This is a genomic window from Streptomyces sp. NBC_00080 (assembly GCF_045041255.1).
GTDB lineage: Bacteria > Actinomycetota > Actinomycetes > Streptomycetales > Streptomycetaceae > Streptomyces > Streptomyces coriariae.
The window spans coordinates 250908-268165 of the sequence record NZ_CP108236.1; the positions used below are offsets into that span (position 1 = coordinate 250908).

General features: G+C 69.3%; 15 protein-coding genes and 3 pseudogenes. 9 read left to right on the forward strand and 9 right to left on the reverse strand.

Annotation, left to right across the window (positions count from 1 at the left end; translation table 11 throughout):
• Nucleotides 1-163 precede the first annotated feature (163 nt).
• Nucleotides 164-306: pseudogene (locus tag OHU34_RS44860) on the reverse strand (IS701 family transposase); the annotation flags it as partial.
• A 91-nt stretch (nucleotides 307-397) separates the two neighbouring features.
• Nucleotides 398-1606, reverse strand: a complete 1209-nt coding sequence (locus OHU34_RS44865) for a PAS domain S-box protein (protein WP_142270064.1) — start codon at nucleotides 1604-1606, stop codon at nucleotides 398-400.
• A gap of 354 nt (nucleotides 1607-1960) precedes the next feature.
• Here OHU34_RS44865 and OHU34_RS44870 point away from each other — a divergent pair, with 354 nt between their 5' ends.
• From OHU34_RS44870 to OHU34_RS44880, 3 genes are read left to right on the forward strand one after another with little or no spacing between them, the layout of a single operon-like run.
• On the forward strand, nucleotides 1961-3334 hold the full coding sequence (locus OHU34_RS44870) for an acetyl-CoA carboxylase biotin carboxylase subunit family protein (protein WP_142270065.1): 1374 nt from the start codon (nucleotides 1961-1963) through the stop codon (nucleotides 3332-3334).
• A complete protein-coding gene (locus OHU34_RS44875) occupies nucleotides 3331-5337 on the forward strand; it encodes a PEP/pyruvate-binding domain-containing protein (protein ID WP_142270066.1) in 2007 nt (668 codons plus the stop codon). Before OHU34_RS44870 ends, OHU34_RS44875 begins: the two co-directional genes overlap by 4 nt.
• 2 nt (nucleotides 5338-5339) lie before the next feature.
• Nucleotides 5340-6788 (forward strand): MFS transporter, encoded by a 1449-nt coding sequence (locus OHU34_RS44880; RefSeq protein WP_235034793.1) that lies wholly within the window; start codon nucleotides 5340-5342, stop codon nucleotides 6786-6788.
• 168 nt (nucleotides 6789-6956) lie between these two features.
• Here the strand turns inward: OHU34_RS44880 and OHU34_RS44885 are convergent, their stop codons facing one another.
• Nucleotides 6957-7598, reverse strand: a complete 642-nt coding sequence (locus tag OHU34_RS44885; protein WP_142270067.1) for a hypothetical protein — start codon at nucleotides 7596-7598, stop codon at nucleotides 6957-6959.
• Nucleotides 7599-8389: 791 nt separating this feature from the next.
• Between OHU34_RS44885 and OHU34_RS44890 the strand changes: the two genes are divergently transcribed.
• From OHU34_RS44890 to OHU34_RS44900, 3 genes are all read left to right on the forward strand, one after another.
• Nucleotides 8390-9421 carry a sporulation protein gene (locus tag OHU34_RS44890; RefSeq protein WP_235034756.1) on the forward strand — a complete coding sequence of 344 codons (1032 nt, stop codon included), beginning with the start codon at nucleotides 8390-8392 and terminating at the stop codon, nucleotides 9419-9421.
• 213 nt (nucleotides 9422-9634) lie between these two features.
• On the forward strand, nucleotides 9635-10627 hold the full coding sequence (locus OHU34_RS44895; protein ID WP_160160057.1) for an XRE family transcriptional regulator: 993 nt from the start codon (nucleotides 9635-9637) through the stop codon (nucleotides 10625-10627).
• A gap of 137 nt (nucleotides 10628-10764) precedes the next feature.
• On the forward strand, nucleotides 10765-10986 hold the full coding sequence (locus OHU34_RS44900; RefSeq protein ID WP_142270069.1) for a hypothetical protein: 222 nt from the start codon (nucleotides 10765-10767) through the stop codon (nucleotides 10984-10986).
• 50 nt (nucleotides 10987-11036) lie between these two features.
• On the opposite strand, the gene OHU34_RS44905 is transcribed toward OHU34_RS44900, so the two are convergent.
• Together OHU34_RS44905 and OHU34_RS44910 are read right to left on the reverse strand one after the other, a co-directional pair.
• The gene (locus OHU34_RS44905) at nucleotides 11037-11768 is read right to left on the reverse strand and encodes an A24 family peptidase (protein ID WP_142270070.1); all 732 of its coding nucleotides are present in this window, start codon (nucleotides 11766-11768) and stop codon (nucleotides 11037-11039) included.
• A gap of 144 nt (nucleotides 11769-11912) precedes the next feature.
• Nucleotides 11913-12296, reverse strand: a complete 384-nt coding sequence (locus OHU34_RS44910) for a toxin Doc (RefSeq protein WP_142270071.1) — start codon at nucleotides 12294-12296, stop codon at nucleotides 11913-11915.
• Between the two features lie 497 nt (nucleotides 12297-12793).
• Between OHU34_RS44910 and OHU34_RS44915 the strand changes: the two genes are divergently transcribed.
• Nucleotides 12794-13063 carry a hypothetical protein gene (locus tag OHU34_RS44915; protein WP_142270072.1) on the forward strand — a complete coding sequence of 90 codons (270 nt, stop codon included), beginning with the start codon at nucleotides 12794-12796 and terminating at the stop codon, nucleotides 13061-13063.
• A gap of 436 nt (nucleotides 13064-13499) precedes the next feature.
• On the opposite strand, the gene OHU34_RS44920 is transcribed toward OHU34_RS44915, so the two are convergent.
• Together OHU34_RS44920 and OHU34_RS44925 are read right to left on the reverse strand one after the other, a co-directional pair.
• Complete coding sequence (locus OHU34_RS44920; protein WP_142270073.1) at nucleotides 13500-13760, reverse strand: hypothetical protein; 261 nt, start codon at nucleotides 13758-13760, stop codon at nucleotides 13500-13502.
• A 201-nt stretch (nucleotides 13761-13961) separates the two neighbouring features.
• Nucleotides 13962-14513 carry a hypothetical protein gene (locus OHU34_RS44925; RefSeq protein WP_405772713.1) on the reverse strand — a complete coding sequence of 184 codons (552 nt, stop codon included), beginning with the start codon at nucleotides 14511-14513 and terminating at the stop codon, nucleotides 13962-13964.
• 215 nt (nucleotides 14514-14728) lie between these two features.
• Between OHU34_RS44925 and OHU34_RS44930 the strand changes: the two are divergent.
• Both OHU34_RS44930 and OHU34_RS44935 read left to right on the forward strand, forming a co-directional pair.
• Nucleotides 14729-15031 (forward strand): annotated as a pseudogene (locus tag OHU34_RS44930) (transposase family protein); the annotation flags it as partial.
• A gap of 19 nt (nucleotides 15032-15050) precedes the next feature.
• Nucleotides 15051-15301: pseudogene (locus tag OHU34_RS44935) on the forward strand (IS701 family transposase); the annotation flags it as partial.
• Between the two features lie 200 nt (nucleotides 15302-15501).
• Here OHU34_RS44935 and OHU34_RS44940 read toward each other — a convergent pair.
• A complete protein-coding gene (locus OHU34_RS44940; RefSeq protein WP_142270075.1) occupies nucleotides 15502-15885 on the reverse strand; it encodes an XRE family transcriptional regulator in 384 nt (127 codons plus the stop codon).
• Nucleotides 15886-16404: 519 nt separating this feature from the next.
• The gene (locus OHU34_RS44945) at nucleotides 16405-16875 is read right to left on the reverse strand and encodes a hypothetical protein (RefSeq protein WP_327488283.1); all 471 of its coding nucleotides are present in this window, start codon (nucleotides 16873-16875) and stop codon (nucleotides 16405-16407) included.
• Nucleotides 16876-17258: the final 383 nt, after the last annotated feature.

Below are 17258 nucleotides of genomic sequence, written 5' to 3' on the forward strand. Positions count from 1 at the left end.
GGGCGAGGGCAGACGCTGCCCCTTCCCGCAGAACTCGGCCGGAAGCTCTGCAAGCAGGCGAAGGCTCAGCGGGTCTGGCGGAGCAGCGCGAGCGCGTACAGGGTGGTGGATGAGCTGGGAGGATCCGTTTCTCCCGCAGACCGGCGAGGCGCCGATCCACGGAGGCGACGCTGCGGCGGGCGATCACCCGGTGCCGGCGGTCTTCGCGGTGCCAGGGCCTCACCTCGACGCGGGCCCAGTCGTAGATCCGCCGGCCGTGGGCTCCCTCGCCGCAGGAACGGCGGTCCACTTCTGCCAGGGCAGGCCTACTGTGAAGTAGAGGAGAACGTCCCGCGCTCGCGCAGGGTGCTCAGCCCGACGACGCCGGCGCCGAGGCGAGTCTTCCCGACCGCTGAGGTCATGCGGTGCTGAGGGGGTGGGCCGCCGTGGCCGAGCGTGGGGGCCAGGTGTGGGGGGCGAGTATGCCGAGGACGTAGGCGCGGGCCACGAGGGCCGGACGGGTGGCGGCGCCCAGCAGGTGCCGCAGGCGGCTGAGGTGGTAGTCGAGCGTCTGCCGCGACAGTTTCAGCGAGGCGGCTATGTCGCTGTTGCTGCTGCCCTGAGCCAGCAGCGACAGGATGCGGATCTGCGCTGCGGTCAGCGGCGGATGCGCCTCGTGGGCGAGGCTCTGATGGGTGATCACGGCCCAGACGTGCCGTGCCCGGCTGGCGGAATGGCCGATAGTCGTCAGGTGGACCTCCGCCCGCCGCTGCAGTCCTCGGGTGTCGACGAGCACGGCGGTGGTCTCGACACGTCGGGTCCGGCGGGCTATCAGACTGTTCCAGCGGCGGCGCAACCGGTCGAGATCGTGCCCCGGTTCGGAGGCGAGCAGCGTGTGGGCGCGGCGCCCCACGAGGTCGGTCAGGCCGAGGTGGAAGAGTTCGGCGGCCGCCACGCTCGCCTCGATCACCCGCCCGCTCGCCGACAACAGGGCACAGGGCAGACCGCTGTGGTCACGCAGGGCGCTGAGGTTCTCCTCGGCCTCCTGGCGCTGCGCCGTCGCCCGCAGGTGGTCGGTGATGTCCACGTAGATGCCGGCGATGCACGTACGGGACTGTTCCCGCACCGGGAAGCGGTGGCCGACGGCGCGGCCCGTGGTGCCGTCCGGACGCCGGTAGCGGAGGGTGTGACGGACGGGCGTGCCTCGGGTGAGTATCTGCTGGTCCAGGGCCCGGAACCGGTTGGCCTCGGCCGGGGCGTCGAAGTCCTCGATATATCTGCCGACCAGTTGCTGCGGCACGGTGCCGTAAAGGTGTGCGTAGGCGTGGTTGGCCCACAGGTAGCGCCCGTCGCGATCCCGGATGAAGGCGGCCGCCGGAGCGAGATCCACAAGATCCGCGAAGGCAGCGTGGCCGGGGGGCGCCGCGAGCCCCGCTCCTCGCCGCCGCCGGTCCCTGGTGGGCTGTGAGCCGCCCGGGTCGGCGCGGCCGCCGGGGTCGTCCGACTCGTCCGTCTGCCTGGGCCCGTCGGCGTTCCCCTCCTCCGCCTGCCCCGGCTCGTCGACTTCGAATTCCCTCCAGAACACGGGAAGGTTCTCGAGCAGTGTCTTGAGGCTTGGGTCGCCCATCACGGTCTCCATCCGTATACGACTGGCTGACGCACAGTCACATGACGTGGATAGCCCGCCCGGTACAGCACAAGCTCCATTCCCGGCCGAGTTGCCGAAAGGGGACGGGGAATCCCGCCGCCCTACCGCTCGGGCCGGTCTCTGGGGACGAAATTCTGCGAATCACGTCTGCGACTCAGGCGTTTGCCTGAGTCGCGAGCGCTCTCTGCGGCGATATGGACGGGTGCAGCCTGGTCCCCTGGAGGGTGCGGGCGGGACGCCGGACGCCATCCCCGCACGCGCCCCCGGGCCCGTCGCCGCACCGATGGTGCCGAGGACGGCCCCTACCGACCAGGTGAATGGAGACGAATTTCTGTGAGCACGGTGCTGTTGGTGCATGCCAAGGGTGGTCCGCCGCTCGGCCATGTCCTGTCCCGGACGGCTGCGAGGGCGGACGTGCACCTGCTGGCGCTCAGCGCTCTTCCCGCCGCCGTGGCGGGTTCTGCCGCCAGACTGTGCGCCTCGGTCACGACGCCGGACAACGCGGGCCGCTGCGACCTGGTCTCCCTGATCGTCTCGCGGGCCCAGGAGGTGGGCGCGGACGCCGTGATCACCTTCTCCGAGTACGCGGTCGTGGCCGTCGCCGAAGCCTGCGAGAGGCTCGGCCTGCCGGGCGCGGGCGCAGCCGCCGCACTCGCGCGCGACAAGCGGCTGATGCGCAGCACCTGGCAGCGAAGCGGCCTGCCGCAGCCCGCGTTCCGCCCCGTCGCCACGGAGGCGGATCTGCAGGCGGCGGTGAACTCCCTGTCCTGTCCGCTGCTGCTGAAGGCGGCCTGGAGCGCGGGATCCACCGCCCACCAGATCATCACCTCTCCCGGCGACGCGTCCGCCGCCTGGGCCCGCTCCCGGCAGGTCATGGCGGAGTCCGCCCAGTTGGGATACGCGGAGCTGCATGTCGCCGAGGCGAACGCCGACTTCGTGGTCGAGGAGATCGTCAGCGGCACGGCGGCGGACTGGTTCGACGAGCCCGGCTGGGGCGACTACCTCAGCGTCGAGGGCGTCGTGGCGGACGGTGTGTTCCACCCCGTCTGTCTCAGCGGCCGGATGCCCACCATCGAGCCCTTCACCGAGCGCGCCGGCATCACCCCCGCCCTGCTCTCTCCGGACGCGCAGGACCGCGTCGTGGACCTTGCGCGCCGCGCGGTCGACGCGCTGGGCCTGCGCGACTGCGGGACGCACACGGAGATCAAGCTCGGCCCCGACGGGAGCATGTGGCTCATCGAGACCGCTGCCCGGTTCGGCGGCGCGATGACGGTGCCGCAAATCGAGGGGGTCTTCGCACTGGACCTGGTGGGCATGCTCGTCGACCACCTCCTGGGACGCCCTGTCGCCTGGCCGGAGCAGGCTCTGACACCGGCGCAGGGCCGGGGTGCGGCCGGTTCCCTCGTCGTCCTCGCGGTCGACGGCCGCGGCGATGCATGGCAGGACCGCAGGGTCTGGGACTTCCCCGTGGTCGCGTCGGACGTGCCGCTGAGCCCGGACAGCGAGCTGTCGGTGGTGGCGGAGAGCTCCCTGCCCGACGGCAGTGTCGTGCCGGTCTACGACCCCGCCGCGGGTGCCAACACCATGGCGGCCCTGTGCCTGCTCTCCGCCGCCGACCCGCGGACGGTGCTGCGCGACTTCGAGACCCTGGTGGACGCCCTGCCCCGGGTGCTGCCCGCCGCGCAGTCCGAGGAGGTCCCCGCATGAGCGTCCACCTGGCCACCGGTGCCGCCGAGCCCGCCACGGACCGCACGGTCGTCGGCGAGAATCTCTCCCTGCCGCTCTTCCGGACGCTGTCGGGAGTCCTGGCGGGTCACCCCTACCTCAAGGTCGTCGTCGACCGCGCGCAGAACACCTGGCACCTGCTCGACACCGGCGCGCACCCCTTCCACGTCAACTACATCGCCACCCAGGTGCTGGGCATGGACCTGGCCACGCTCGACGCGCAGCTGGACGCGTTCAACGCCTCCGTCTACACCGATCCCGAGCGCCGGTTCCTGCTCGGTGTGCTGTCCCTGCACACCGAGCAGGAAAAGGGGAGGGAGCGGCCCTTCCTCGTCCTGGAGACGACCGAGGCCGACACCATGCACGGCGAACTGCTCGCATTCTTCTACGCGTTCGTGCGGGCCCGGGTCGACAGCAGGCTGCCGCTGCTGCTCAAGCCCGCCAACCACGGGCAGGAGGAGGAGCTGTCGGCGATCAGCGAACAGCGTGTGCCCCGCATCCTGAGCCACGAGCTGTTCGGTTCCCGGAAGCGCACACCGCTCAACGCCGGCGAGGCCACCGGTCGACTGCGGTTCTTCCGGACCGCCGAGGAGTACACGGCGGCGGAGACCGGGCTGGGCTGGGCGGACATCGTGGCGATGCCCTGCCTGCCCGACGACGTGCCGCGTGTCGCGGGCTTCATCAACACCGCGCCGATCACGCCCCTTTCGCACACCAACGTCCTCGCCTCCGGGTGGGGCATTCCCAACGCGATCGTCCGCGACCTGGAGCAACTCGTCGACAAGGACGGTCTCGACAACGCGTGGGTGCGCTACCGGGTCGACGAGGACGACATATCCCTGCAGCGCCTCGACCACGAACCCGACCTGCGGGCGCCAGCCTGGCACCAGCAGCGCATACGCCTCGAACCGCCCCTGCTCGAAGACGCCCCCGTGCTGTCCCTGCACCGGCTGCGCAGTGCCGACCGCGACCGCTACGGCACGAAGGCGGCCCACCTCGGCGAACTGCACCACGTCCTCGACAGCCGCACCGTGGACCTGACCTCCTTCTACGGCCGGCCCCGTCCGCCGCGTGAGGACCTCTACGGCCACCTCGCCGCCCGCCTCGGCCTCACCTCCTTCACAGCCGAGCAACTCCGCTCCAGGGCAGCCGAGTTCGTTGCCGAGGCGGTCGGCGCCCCGGAGGGCGTCGCACTCCCCTTCGCCCTCCAGCAGCGGTTCCTCGCCTCCTCCCCCGCCCTCCAGCAGGGCATCGGCAAACTGAAGATGGCCCTCGAACTCGACGCCACCGACGTCCTGGACTCGCTGTGCCTGCACCTGCAGCACCTGATCCGGCACACCCCCGTCCCCCAGGCGGTCACCCGGCAGATCGACCAGGCCTTCCCCGCCGCGGCAGCCTCGCGCGGACGGCTGGTGGTGCGATCCTCCTCCAACGCCGAGGACCTCCCCGGGTTCTCCGCGGCGGGCGTCTACGACTCCGTCACCACCGTCCACGGCACGGGCGAACTCCTCGACGCCGTACGCCAGGTGTGGGCCTCCCTCGTATCGCCCCGCAGCGTGCGGCTGCGCCACCAGGTCGGCATCTCCCTCGACGACACCTACATGGGTGTGATCATCCAGGAGTACGTGCCCGCCTCCCTGGGCGGCGTCCTCGTAACCTGCAACCCGACCCGCCGGGAGGACTTCCGCAACGTCTACCTCAACTGTTCCCCCGGCTCGCCCGAGCAGGTGGTCGACGGGACAGTGCTGCCGCAGCAGTACCTGTACAACACCGTGGAGGGTGGCGGCCGTACTGTCGCGCTGGGCTCGTCGGGCCAGAAGCTGTCCGCCGCCGTCCGCGCCCGGCTCGCCGACCTGTCCCTGACCGGGCGGCTCCTGCAGTCCCACTTCAGCGCGACCGACGTGGACAAACCTCTCGACATCGAGTGGCTGATGACCGAGCAGGGTGACTTCCGGCTGGTCCAGATCCGCCCTTACGCGCAGTGAGGGTGCGTTCTGGCCGGCCACGCCCCGGCACCGGAGCGTCCCCGGGCCCGACCGACACCGCCCGCCGGATCATCCGGCTCAACTACGGCTTCCAGCTGCTGTTCAACCTGCTGTGGTGGATGCCGGTGTTCTACGCCTACCAGAAGGCGGCCGGCCTCTCGGACGGACAGATCTTCGGCATCCAGAGCATCTACTACGTGGCTTTCTGTCTGCTCGAGATTCCGACCGGGCTGATCGCCGACCGGATCGGAACTCGCAACTGCCTGCGGGCCGGCGCGGTGGTGATGACGGCCGCGAACCTGGCCCCGGTGGTCAGCGCCTCGTACACGGGGTTCCTCCTCCACTTCCTGGCCATCGCCGTCGGCCGGTCGCTCACCTCGGGCGCGGCGAGCGCCTACCTGTACGACGGGCTGCGGGCGCAAGGGTGCGACGAGCACTACCTGCGGGCGGAGGGCACCGCGCGGGCACTGGGGCTGACGGCGAAGGTGGTGTGCTGGCCGCTGGTCGGACCCTTGATGGCTCTCGCACACCCGGCCCCGTACCTGCTCAGCGCCGCGAGCGCGGCAGGCTCCCTCGTCTGCGCCGTGCTGCTGCCTCGCCTCGCTGGAGCGGATGCCGGAGCGGACACGGGCCGGAGTGACGGCGGGCGCCGGGGCGGCGCCTTCCTGCGGGACGCGGGGACCGCGCTACGCTGCGTCGCCTCCTCGCCGTGGCTGGCGCTGGTGATGGTGCAGGGCGTGGCGGTCTTCACGCTGTCGCGCATCTGCCAGGTCAATCTCTTCCAGCCGATCCTGCTGGACCACGGCATCGGCGAGGCCTCGCACGGTGGGGTGCTGGCCGCGATGACCGTGGCGGAGGCGGTGGCGTCCGCGCGACCCCAATGGCTCAGCCGCAGACTGCCGCCGGTCGCCTGGGTGTCCGTCCTCAGTCTCGCGCTGGCGGGCACCCTGGCGGCCATGGCCCTCGGCGGGCCGTGGGTCGTCGTCGTGCTGCTCTGCCTGTTCGCCGCCGCCACCGGGTTCGCGTTCCCGGTCCAGCGCAAACTGGTCAACGACGCGGTTCCCGCGCACGCACCGCGGGCCACCCTCCTGTCGGTGGAGAGCATCGTGGACCGCGCGGTGTGCGCCCTTGCCGCGATCGCCGCGGGCGCGTACCTGTCGGCCGGGCATCTCGACGCCCTGCTGTGGCACAGCGCACTGGCCACGGCGGTGCTGCTCGGAGCCTTCCAATCGCTGCTGCGCAGCGGGGTGGTCTCCCACGGGGGCCAGGATGGGGATCGGGCGGTGCCGCCGCGGGCGGGCGGCCGGGCGGGAGCCGGTGGCCCCGCCTCGGCGGAGGCGGGCGACGGTGCACCCGACCTGGCGGACGCGGGGGACGTCGGCCGCAAGGAGGCCCTCGAACCGAACCAGGCTCCCGGATACCACGAACGACCTGACGGCCTGACGCCCTGACTCGTCGGCCGCGTCGGGCCACCGGGCCACCGGGCCACCGGCAGATCAGCCTGGCAAGCGGCGCCGGCACGGTAGCCGTGGCGCAGGCGCCGATCCGTCGTCGTACGCCCCGGGACGGGACCAAGGGCGTACGTCGACGGGCGGTCCCGGCTGCGACTGTGGCTGCGTTCAAGCGAGGCGACGTCCGAGGAGTTCGACCAGTCCCGCCGGCAGGAACGCGGGCCGCTGCGGCAGACCGATCTGGTACGCCACGTAGCCCAGCGAGGAGGCGACGGACACCTCCTGGGCAGTCTCCGCCTGGTAGACGACCCGGCAGCCGGCTGAGTCCTCCTTGGCGCGCTGCCACAGGACCGGGGACGGCTTGCGTTCGGCCTCGGTGCGCGGTGTACGGATCCGGTCGCCGAAGTCCGCCCAGGCAAAGGCCGCCGGGCCCCGCCACGTCGCGTCCACCTCCCTCCGGAGCCGGGCGGCACGCTCCGCGTCGGTCGTGCCCCAGGCGGCCGGGACATTGGTGATCAGGCCGACCCTGATGTGGCGTGCCCGCAGGGTCCGCAGGTACGAGGACGCCCCGGGCAGGTAGGTCGTGCTGCCGTCTGCGGCGGTGTGCACCAGGGTCTCTCCCAGGTCGAAGTACACGACGGGACACGCCCGTTCGCCGTGCGCGGGCGTGGTGACGGCCGCACCTGGGCCCTTGCCGGCCCCCTCGGGGGCGGCCGCGGTCGCCGGCGTACAGAGCAGCGTCGTCGACACCAGGGCCGCGCCCAGTGCGAGGCCCACACTGACCGAACTGTTGGAGGCGGATCCGTTCATGTACACCGTCCCTTCATTGCCCTGGACATGACATGTTAATCGACTCCAACTCCTTGCCGGGGAGACCGCCGGGCACTGCGCATGGTTCTACTACGACGCAGGTGACCAGGACACCGCGCGCCGCTACTGGGGCGAGGCACTGACCATCGCCCCCATGCTCCGCGACACGTCGCGACCAGCTGGTCTTGCCGCCAACGCCCTGTGCGGGCCGGAGCGTTCGTCTGCATGGCGCCTCACCTCTGCATTCGGTCGTCGAACGTGGTTGCGATAAATGCATGAAACCTTCAGGAGGCGAGAGCCGGGCAGGCTCACGAGGGGGCGCACAAACGTAAAATCACGTCCGTCTCAGTACGCAGGCCACTACCTTCGGTAGTCCCAACTGGCCTGCTCGGCGACGCATCCGGCTGGCCTTGGCCCCTAGGAGGCGTCTGCTATGGCGCTCAGCCAGCACCCGGACGAACCCGCCAACCCGGCTCTGGCCGAGTTGAGGGATGCATCCCAACTCAGCCGCAACGAACTCCGCCCACCTCGTCAACGCCAAGGCCCAGCGGGCCGGGCACACGTGCTCCTACACCCACACCAGCGTCGCGAACTGGATAGTCCGCGGAATGATCCCCAAGCCCCCGGTTCCCGAGTTCATCGCCCAGGTACTGGCCCGACCGGCTAGGACGCCCAGTCAGCCCGGCCGAAATAGGCATGCCCGAGATCTGGGAAAAGCCCGGCCAGGTGGGGCTGGACTTCCCCCGGGACACCCAAGAAGCCGTCCTACCGCCACTCGATTCTGGAGCACCGTGCACCGCCGTCAGTTCCTCGCCACCTCAAGCGGCTTCGCCGTCAGCGCCTACAGCACACCGATCACCCGGTGGCTCGCCGTCCCCACCGACCCGGACGCCGCCCACCCCGGCGATCGCCGCGTCGGCCAGCACGACCTGGACGACCTGTGGGCAGCCGCTGCCCACGCCCAGCGCTCGGACTCAAAATTCGGCGGCGGCACCCGTGCAGCCTCCAAAGTCACCCGCATCCTGCGCAAGCATGCCATCCCACTCCTGCACGGCGACTACACCGACGCCGTCGGCAAGGAGCTCTACGCCCGCATCGCCGGATGGAGCGCGCTCGACATGGGCCACCACGACCTCGCCCAGCGCCACTTCGTACAAGCCCTGCGCATGGCCAAAGCCGGAGGCAGCCTTAACGTCGGCATCCACGTGATGACCAATCTGGCCCTCCAGACCACCCTTCGCGGCTACCCCGACGAGGCCGTGGACATGGCACAGGGCTCCTACGACCGTGGACGCCGCAGCGCGGCTCCCCGGGTCCTCGCCTTCGCCAAGCTCATCGAATCCCGCGCACACGCCCGGCTCGGCGACAAACGCTCCGCCGCCACCGCCCTCACCACCTCAGAACGGCTACTGGAGCGTGCCGACACAGCCCCCGGCGATGAGCCGGCGTGGATCAGGTACTACACACCGGCGCGGATGGCCGCCGACGCAGTCGAGATCCACCGTGACCTGAACTTGCCCGATGCCGCACTGCGGTGGAACAAGCGGGCGGCGCCGATGTCTGCCAGCGACTTCACCCGGTCCGTCGGCCTGCGCATGACGGTCATGGCAACAGCCCACCTCCAGCGGGGCGACCTCGACCGGGCCGTAGCCGATGGCCATCGCGCCGTCCGCATCCTCAGTGGAGTGCGCTCCGCCCGCGCAACCGAGTACCTCACCGGAGTCGTACAGGCCATGGCGCCCTGGCACCGCGACCCCAGAGTGGCCGACCTTTCCCACCACGCCCACCGGGCCATCGCCCTCAGCACACCCCAGGCGCCCTGAGCGTTGAATGCACGAGCGACCGCAACAAATGGCAACGCGGCATCAAGCCCAACGAGGAACCCCAGATCTGCATCGCCGAAGCCCTCGGGCGGCCCGCGGACATCGTCCGCGCCGACGACTGGGCCGAACTGGCTGCTCCTCAGCGCCGACGGCGAAGTCCCACTCGGCCCCCACAGCTTCGTGCCCGCCCTCAGAGAGGCCCTGCGAACAGTGATGGAACGCCGCACCTTCCTGACCATCTCCGGCGCCGCCCTGTCCGCGCTGGCCGCCGACCGGGCAACAGGCCCCACAACCACCCTCGCGCCGGGCCGCGACGGCAGGCCAATCGGCGAGGACTTCGTCGAACTCCTGGAGAACACCGCCCAGAGCCTCGCCGACCTGCCCACCGACGAACGCCAGCACACCCCCGCGCTCCTGGACGCCTGCCTGTCCACCGTGGCCGACCGCCTCGCACACGGCCGCTACACCCCCGCCGTCGGCCTGCGCCTGCACACCCTGGCCGCCTCCCTGTCCCAGACCATCGCCTGGCACCGCTTCGACCTCGGCCGCCACACCCACGCCAGCCAGTACTGGATCGCCGGCCTGCACAACGCCCACGCCGCAGGCAACCACGACATGGGCGCCGGCCTCCTGAGCGACCTCGCCTACCAAGCCGCCTGGCGAGGCGACCACACCACCGCGACCCACATCCTCGAGCACGCCCTGACCCGCGCCGACAACCCGGCCGCACGCTGCCTGCTCCAACTGCGCCTCGCCCGCACTCTCGCCGCGCAGGGCGACAAAGGCGAACCGCGGGCTGTCCTGCGCGCGCTCTCCGCAGCCGAGCAGCACCTCAATGACGCCGGTGACGACCGGCCCGCCTGGTGCGCATGGGTGTCCGAAGCCGACCTCGCCGTGGACTCCGGCCAGGCCCTCCTGGATCTCGGCGACACCGGCCGCGCCCACCAGCTCATCACCGAAGGCGAACGCCTGCTACCCACCACCCGGGACAAAACCCGCGGCGTGTTCCTCGCCTACCGCGCCGCCGGCTACCTCGACCAGAAGGAACCCGAACCCGCCGCGGCCGCCGCCACCCAGTCACTACTCCTGGCCCGCCGCATCGGCGCACCCCGCTGCGTCCACCTCATCGACGACCTCCTCCCCCGCTTCCAGCCCTACGCCCGCGCCCAGGGCGTCCCGGAACTCCTCCACCTGGCATCCGCATAGACCCTTCTGGCGTACTGGATGAACCTCGCCGAGTTCCAGAGCTCACGCGCCTCTACTCAGCTGGCCATGGGACGGCCGCGCGACGCGGAAGCCGCCTTCAAGGCCGCCGCACGGGCCCAAGGACCGAGCTCATCGCCGTGCGAAATTCCCGATCCCTTTCGCTGGGGCTGCCGCGTGCCACTCGCCGACGAGCGCGCGCCGACCTGGAGTGGGACGCGATGGGCCCGGACGTTGTCCTGGCTGCATGGCCTATCGCAGCGTGCCAGGAGCGCGCTCTCGCCCTGCTGACCGAACACGCCGACGCGGGCGTCCTGAGCAAGCACGCGCGCTTCGACGTACTGCTCGCCCGCCGCCCCTGACATCTCCGGGCGAGGCCGTGGCGGGTCCCGCCCGCCTCGTCTCATGGGGATCAACGGGTGTAGGAGCCCAGGAGCACACCGGCGAACGCCCCGGCGAGAAGAAACGGGCCGAACGGGATCCTGGTCTTCCGGCTGCCCCGGCCCGTGACGATGAGGACGATGACGTACAGAGCGCCCAGCAGGTACCCGGCGAACGTCCCGACCACGACGATCGCCCAGCCGTACCAGCCCAGGACAGCGCCCAGGACGAGAGCAAGCTTGACGTCGCCGAACCCGAAGCCCTTGCTGAGCAGGAAGAGCACGAAGTAGCAGGCGCCCAGGATGAGGGAGCCGAGCAGCGCAGACGTCCAGCTGCCGCCGGCACTGGGCAACCTCGCGGCAACGCCGAGCAGGACGAGCGCGGCCGCAGCGAGCGGCAGGGTGAGCACGTCCGGCAGCCGGTGCGCCGTGAAGTCGACGGCGGCGAGCAGCACGCCAACCGGGACGAGCAGCAGCCAGACCACCAGTTCGGGGCGGGCACCAGTGGCGGCGGCAAGAACAACGCACACCACGGCCGTGGCGAAGGCGACGGCGAGGGTGCTCGGCCCGAAAGTGTCCCCTACGGCGCAGCGGGCATGCCCCAGCCAGCCGCCACCCGTCCCGGTGAGGGGATGGCCAGCCGGGCATGCCGACCGCCAGGGTTGCTCGGGCGGCACGGAGAACCGGTACGCGGGACGGGGTATGAGCACGCCCGCGCCACCGCCCCACAGGGTGGCAGCCGTGATGATCAGTAGCGTCTCCACCGGACGGAGCCTAGGGGCTCGCCGGTGCCGAGCCAGGACGGCGCTACCCAGAGGCCAAATGCGTCGCTGCCTGCCCCACGCCACGGACGCGGCCACGCCGGACTGCGGCACGAAGGGTCCGGGCGAACGCAGCGTCAGTCAGGGTCAGGCCTGGCGCCAGGACCGCAGCCTCTCGGCGATGCCGTACGAGTCCAGCCGCAGCTCCCGGATGTCGTAGATCAGCTCCCGCCAGAGCTCGAACTTCGTGTCCACGCGTTCTCCGCAGGCCTCTAGGTAGGCGATGGCGACTCCGTATCCGTACACCTCATTGCGGGCCGGAAGCGGGCGCAGCAGCACGCACTCCTCCAGCATGACGGCAGCCCGGCAGTAGGCGTCGGGATCGTGCTGATCATGCCGGGGCGGGTCGACCCGGTGGCGCTGAGCCATGCTGACAAGCACAGAGAAGTCGTTGACGGTCAGGTCGTCCCGGAGGATTTCTTCCTGGCGCTCGAGGAACCACCGGTAGTCGACGTATACGACGGGAGGCACAGGTCAGGCCGCCCGGCGGTTGTTGTGTGCGACGGACGGCAGCCCGCCGAACTCGGCGTCGAAGGCGTCCATGACGCCGGGCTCGCTGATCGCGCGGCGGAAAGCGGCGGTCGCCGTCTGCAAGGCTCGCTCTTGCTCCTTCTCTCCAGCCAGCTTGGCGAGGTATGCCTTCACGGACAGGCCTTCAACGATGTCGCCCGTCAGCTCCGAGGGAAAGGCGGCATCGCCGACGTGCCGTCTGCACCTGCGCTCGCGGCGGCAATCCACGGATCGAAGCCGGTCGAAACGGCAGGAGATGCCTTCTCAGCGGCTCCTTGCCGTCGCGCTTGGGCGCCTACAGTGTGGAGACGACACCATGCTTTAGCTGATCCGCTAGCCATCGGCAGCACGCGACGGTGTCGTCATAGGTGACGGAACCGCAGGAGACGACCTTGCGTTCTTGGGCTTTACCTTGGAATTCTTGGATTCCAAAGGATTCCAAGGAGCATGCTGACTGCATGACAGATGCGGTCCAGGCCACCGGACGCTGCTACTGCGGCTGCGGCAAGGAGATCGGATTTGGCCGGTACTTCGCTGCCGGTCACGACAAGATCGCCGAAGCCGCGTTCCTGGCCATCCACCACGATGCGTCCGTGGCCCAGATGCTCCACACCCACGGTTACGGGCACGAGGAGGAGCGATCGGTGACGAAAGCAGCCGTGAACCATGGGCTCTGGCTGGAGTGCCCACGCCTCCACAAGGTCGTGGCCAGAGAGAATGTCGCCTGAATCCGACCGCGCCGGCGTTCACTACCGCCGACCGGGCCACGACCCTTCGGGCACCACGGCTCCCTGGGCCAGCCCGGCCAGCCATGTCTTCACCTCGTGCCACGCGGCTTGCTCCTCCGCCTCGCTTCCCCACCACCAGGTGAAGGGCGAGTCGCCGGACGTCAACTCCTCCCGCCACCAGGCTGTCAGCCAGGTGACGGCGGGCGACCGGGCTCCTTTCCGCCTCCCAGCGGGCGAGCCACGGGGTGACCGAGGAGCTCGCAGTCGCACAGCTCTCGAACACCACACACGCGGCGATGGGCGGCGACGCCGTCCGCAGGGTACGTATCCACCACGCCTCCAGGAAACCGGCCACTGCGCCGGCCTGCTCGCCGGGCCACCCCGCCCAGCCTGCCGCGGCCAGTCCACGGGCCATGAGATCGGGCTCGACCTCGCCCTAGGCGACCACCACGACAAACTGCGGCAGGACCCGCCGAATGATCGCGGGCTGGCTATCCCAGTGGAAGGGGTCTTTCTGCGCGACCCGACGGACAAGGTCCGCCGGGAGAGGGACGCCAGGGGGCCGCAGCAGCTCGACCTCCCGCTCGTCGAAGCACCGGCCGCAGCCGCTCTCGTCCGCTTGGGCCGTCATACCGCCGAAGGTCTCCGCGACCCTCGCCATCGCGGCGGCGAGGACATCGCCATTTGGAGAAGTCACCGTGCATCCCGCCAAGACTCCAGCAGGCTGCCCCAGCCGAAGAGAGCGACGCTACCAGGTGACAACTCAACCACCGGAAAAGGGCGAATGTCGCTTGATGCGGCACTACCTATGGGTTGTCCCGTAATCGATCTACGGAACGTGCGCTGACGTGTTGTCGAGGGCGCGGACGGGATTGTGCAGGCCGGTGATGACGAGGACTCAGTTCTGGTTCACTGGCCAGACCGCCGCCGGATGGCAGTGGGCCGGGCATGCCAGCAGGTAGACCTCGTTGCCAAGAAACAGCCCGTAGGTGTCGGCCCCGACGCTGTAGGGCTGCTCTGGTTGGCCAGGATGGACGGCGAATTCCATGCCTTCCGGAACCTGGCAGAGGTACTCCAGATCGGCGCCGCACGCGCACTTGTAGTACTCGGGGTCCTGCGCCCAGGAGGGTTTGCCGCCCACCTTGAACGTCTGGGCTCCGAGCCCGCGTGGGTTGGGGGTGTCCACGAAGGGCTGAAGCGTCAGCGGCAGTGCGCATACGGACGGTTCGGGCTCCACAGTTGGAAGCACCGCGTGTTGCTGGAGCAGGACACGCCAGAACGGGCGCGGGTAGGGCAGTTGCGGAGCGTCCCAATACTCGGGCACGAGCCGGCCGTCAGCAATCTCGGGTTCGGACGCGTCGTTGTGCGCACGGCAGTGGAAGGCCAGTAGATGGTCTCCACCGAAAGGCCCCAGGTCCGGGGGTACGTCGAGCTGGAAGAACAGGGCCATCTGCTCCCCGCAGAAACACGAGGGCCACTCCTGTGTGTCGTCGAGGAAGGGCCAGCCGCCAACGGAGTTCCGCGTCGGTCGGTCCAGCGGATCGGACCCGACCTCGACCGCGTGAGCAGGAAGCGCCGCCCGAATCTTCCCCACATCTCGTCCGACCATCCGCTCACCCTAAGGGCTGCCCTGTGACTGCTGATCGTGGGTGAGAAGGTCTGGCTATGACTGGTGTGATCACGGCGTCCGAACCATCCTGGATACACCCATTCACCGGGTTGAGCCAGCGCCAGTTTGGGAAGCTGCTGACCGTGCTCCGATGCCAGGACGCTGCAGTGGTGCGACGGGGCCGACCGTGGGGACTCCCCTTGGAGGACCGTCTCCTGCTCGTTGCGGCCTACTGGCGCACGAACTTGACACTGCGCCAACTCGCCCCGCTGTTCGGCATCTCGAAGTCGGCAGCCGACCGCATCATCGGTCAGATCGGTCCGCCTCTCGCGCTGAAACCCAGGCGACGCTTCGCGAGGCGGCGGGCGTAACCGGTAGGACGGTGTTCTGCCCACACAGACGCTCCTGGTCGAGTGGCCGGACGGCCACACCAGTCGCTGACCTGGTGCGGTGGGCCAAGATGCGCTGGCGGATCGAGCACGACTACCGCGAACAAGCATGGCCTCCGCCTGGACCACTTCGAAGGCCGCACCTGGCGCGGCTGGCATCACCACGTCACCCTCGTCACCGCCGCCCAGGCCTTCCTCACCCTCAGGCGGCTCGACCCAAAAGCCCACGCACCGGCCTGACCCTCTACCAGGTCCTCGACCTCCTTCAGGACCTGCTGAGGTGCTGGACCGGTACCTGCACCACCTCTGGACGACCCCTGCCCAGCCATCAGAGCAGCCGCAGACAGCCCGCAACCTAACGAAGCGCTGCTAGTCCTCCGCCAGCCGGTAAGGACTCGATGGACGCCGAGACCTTGGCACTTCCCGGGCTGAATTCCGGATCACAGGTCGCCTTCGCAATAGGTGCGAGCTGCAGCCAGCACTTCCTTGTAGCGCTCGTGCGCGATGGCGTTGATAGGTGATTCGTCATCGAGTTGCGGATTCAGGCCGATCATCCATGCGCGGGCGATATGTGCGTTCTCTGCTCGCGTGATGATCCGGAACACCTGGTATGCCGTACGCAGCCTCAGCTCGGAGTCATACCGCGGCTGGTGCTCCCCCCTGATCCAGCGTCCAACCTGTTTAGGGTCGTCGACGCCGGCCAGGATGGCGGTCACACGTTGGCTGTACTGCTCCTGGAAGAACTTGGCGATGTCTCCCAGAGCCTGTTCGGTCATGTCGCGGACGGCGAGCTCTTCGATGGTTCGCTCGTGCTGAATTTGCATGATCTCCTCGATCCCTCCCAGCACCTTGCTTGAGGCATGGTGCGGAGGTCAATGGCGCCGGCGTGCGCCGTCAAAGACTGTGTGGGCCGCGGAGGCTGCTGGCCGTGGAGGCCGAGCGCCTGCTCAGACGCGGCGATAGCAGAGCCGATAGCTCTGTCCCTGCTGAGTGGGCGGTGAGGAGTGCCGGGGCCAAGGAGAGGCATACGCGGTGGCATGTGGCGGTATCGCTGGAGGGGTGCTGGCTGGGGCCGCGCAGTCGGCTCGTAACCAGAGCTGTCGGGTGGTCAACATTGCTGCTCCTCAGAGTGGTTGATGAAAGCGTACCCGGTATGGGTTCCACAACTCCACGGTTTTGCACCTTGGAACCACACCAAAATCCCACCGTCCAGGCGGCGGAGGGGCTGTGAGCATGCGTTTCATGCTGCGGTGGGGATGCCGGACTAGTCCAATCGGTCGTCAGCCATACTCGTGACGGCGTTCGTTCAGGTGAAGCTGCTCCCCGGGCTTGACCATCAGGTGTCAGTGAACGGTGATGCCGTACTCGCGGGCCACTTGCTGAAGATCCATTGATTCCGGCCGGATTTCGCGCCTCTCGTCTTCCCGTAGCTCTGCCGTGTGCAGGATCGCCCAGCAGCGGCGACCGCCGTAGAGCGACCGGTAGGTGATTCCGTGCAACAGCATGTGCCCCGCCTCGTTGCGCTGGGCGACGGCCCAGGCTGCGATCTGTCGGCCGATGCGGCGGTCCCTGCCGTAAATGTGCTCATCGGTGAGAGGTCCCTCGACTCCCAGGGCAGCCAGCTCCTGTGACAGTTCCTCGCTGAGGATGGAGCGCGTTTTATCGCAGTCGATGTCGAGGAAGCGGGTCTCTTCGTGAGGAACGAGGCGTACGAGGATCCGGTCGGTGCACCAGCTCGAGGCGACGTGCCCAATCTCCATCAAGCCGGCCTTGGGCGGTTCGTCATCGAGATTGCCCCGCAGATAGGGATCCACCCGGAACTGCGCAAGGCCTTCTGCTAGGCAGCCAATGGGTTCGCTGCAGCAGTAGAGGACGCCGAAGGTCAGCAGACTGAAGAGTCCTGCCTGAGAGCCAGCGCTCGTGTCCGGTGTGGCCCTGTTCCTCTTGAGGGGGGCGCTACGCAGGCTCAGGCGCCATACTCCACGAGGCGGAGCCGGTACCTGGGTGACGGAGGAAGCCGTGAACGTCACAGGCAGGTGCCTCTCTCAGCGTGGCGGGAGCGTGAGCCTCCAGGGCGACGCAACGCATGAGAGGGGCGGGTGAAGCACTTTGTAAGGGGTAAGTCGAAGTGCATAAGGCCTCGCTTCGGGTGTCAGTTGTGCGCCGGGATGGGCCCCTGGCCACGCCGTGCATTGCT

Bases quoted from the DNA above. Each gene is read 5' to 3' on its own strand.
- OHU34_RS44865 (WP_142270064.1), bottom strand. From the start codon at position 1,606: ATGGGCGACCCAAGCCTCAAGACACTGCTCGAGAACCTTCCCGTGTTC.
- OHU34_RS44875 (WP_142270066.1), top strand. From the start codon at position 3,331: ATGAGCGTCCACCTGGCCACCGGTGCCGCCGAGCCCGCCACGGACCGC.
- OHU34_RS44885 (WP_142270067.1), bottom strand. From the start codon at position 7,598: ATGAACGGATCCGCCTCCAACAGTTCGGTCAGTGTGGGCCTCGCACTG.
- OHU34_RS44895 (WP_160160057.1), top strand. From the start codon at position 9,635: ATGGAACGCCGCACCTTCCTGACCATCTCCGGCGCCGCCCTGTCCGCG.
- OHU34_RS44915 (WP_142270072.1), top strand. From the start codon at position 12,794: ATGACAGATGCGGTCCAGGCCACCGGACGCTGCTACTGCGGCTGCGGC.
- OHU34_RS44925 (WP_405772713.1), bottom strand. From the start codon at position 14,513: ATGGCCCTGTTCTTCCAGCTCGACGTACCCCCGGACCTGGGGCCTTTC.
- OHU34_RS44940 (WP_142270075.1), bottom strand. From the start codon at position 15,885: ATGCAAATTCAGCACGAGCGAACCATCGAAGAGCTCGCCGTCCGCGAC.